The 1,704-nt window shown below is 69.5% G+C and carries 1 protein-coding gene; it reads left to right on the plus strand.

Annotated elements, in window-relative coordinates:
- The first annotated feature begins 80 nt into the window (after positions 1–80).
- Positions 81–1,669, plus strand: a protein-coding gene (locus G4D86_RS51600) for an IS3 family transposase (RefSeq protein ID WP_420821903.1) whose coding sequence is annotated in 2 segments (ribosomal slippage) — positions 81–566 and positions 569–1,669 — 1,587 coding nt in all. Because the reading frame shifts where the segments join, the coding sequence is not laid out codon by codon here.
- Positions 1,670–1,704: the final 35 nt, after the last annotated feature.

Consider the following 1,704-nt stretch of genomic DNA (forward strand, 5'->3'; position numbering starts at 1 on the left):
CCCCCTGTGTCAGGGAACATGTCGCCTCGGCTGACGTGCCGAGTTGACGACGCCCTGGGGGCGAGAGCAGGCAGAACGCGGTGCCGTACACGGATGCATTCAAGGCGCAGATGGTGAAGCGGATGGTGGGCCCGGGCGCGGTGAGCGCCTCGGTGCTCGCCCGGCAGGTGGGAGTGTCCCAGCCGACGTTGTCGCAGTGGCGGCGGGAGGCGAATAGGGTGGCGGCGATGACGCCCCCTCCCGAGGAGAAGAAGCCCGTCCTGCCCTCCACGCCGAAGAAGTGGACGTCTGAGGAGAAGCTGCGCGTGCTGGTGGCGGCACAGGGCCTGGGCAGCGAGGAGTTGGGGGCGCTGCTGCGCAGTGAGGGGCTGCACGAGGCGCAGCTGAAGGAGTGGCAGCAGGCCGCCGCCGGGGCCCTGTCGGGTACCTGCGCGGAGCCGCTGCCTGCCAAGGAGCGCAAGCGGCTGGCCGCCGCCGAGAAGCGGGTCAAGGAGCTCGAGCGCGAGCTGCACCGCAAGGAGAAGGCGCTGGCCGAGACGGCCGCGCTGCTGGTGCTCGAAAAAAAACTTCAGGCGATGGGTTGGGACGAGAGGCACCTGGCCGACGAGGACGACGCAGCGGACGAGAAGAGCGAGAAATGACGCTCGCCCACGTCGACGAGGCCCTGGAAAAGGGCGTGCGCTTGGAGGCCATCTGCGAGCGGCTCGGGGTGGCCCCGCGCACGATTCAACGCTGGAGGAAGCCAGCCACGGCGGAGGACCGGCGGTGCGGTCCTCATACCCGGCCGGCCAACCGGCTGTCCGAGGTGGAGCGGCGCCGAATCCTGGCGGTGGCCAACAGCGATGAGTTCCGGGACGCCTCGCCCAAGCAGATTGTCCCCAGGCTGGCCGACCGGGGCGAGTACTTCGCCAGCGAGGCGAGCTTCTACCGGGTGCTGCGCGAAGCGGGGCAGCTGGCCCACCGAGGCCATGCCAAGGCGCCCACGCCCAGGCCCCGGGCCGAGCACACCGCCACCGGACCGAACCAAGTCTGGAGTTGGGATATCACCTACCTGAAGGGCCCGGTGAAGGGAGCCTTCCTCTACCTGTACCTGGTGGTGGACGTCTTCAGCCGGCGCATCATGGGCTTCGAGGTGCACGAGGAGGAGTCGTCCGAGCATGCCGCAGCCCTCATCCGCCGCTGCTGGCAGCAGGCGGGCTGTCCCGAGGGGCTGGTGCTGCACTCGGACAACGGTGGCCCGATGAAGGGCGCCACGTTGCTGGCCACCCTGCAGTGGCTGGGCGTCACCCCGTCCTTCAGCCGGCCCCGCGTCTCGGATGACAACCCCTTCTCCGAGGCCCTCTTCCGTACGCTGAAGTACCGCCCCTCCTTCCCCCAGCGCCCCTTCGTATCCGTCGAGGACTCGCGCGCCTGGGTGACGCGCTTCGTGACCTGGTACAACACCGAGCACCGCCACTCCGCCATCTGCTTCGTCACGCCCGACGACAGGCACTTTGGCCGCGAGGCCGCGTTGCTCGCTCAGCGCCACCAGGTGTACCAGCGCGCCAGAGCCCGTCACCCCGAGCGCTGGAGCCGCGACACGCGCGACTGGACGCCAGCGGGCCCTGTCCGTCTCGGCCCCTCTCCGAACCTCACCCCGGCCGTCCAGGAGATGAAGCGCATCGGCTGAATCCTCTCACGCGACATCTTCCTTGACGCTCACCG

This window comes from Pyxidicoccus caerfyrddinensis (genome assembly GCF_010894405.1).
GTDB lineage: Bacteria > Myxococcota > Myxococcia > Myxococcales > Myxococcaceae > Myxococcus > Myxococcus caerfyrddinensis.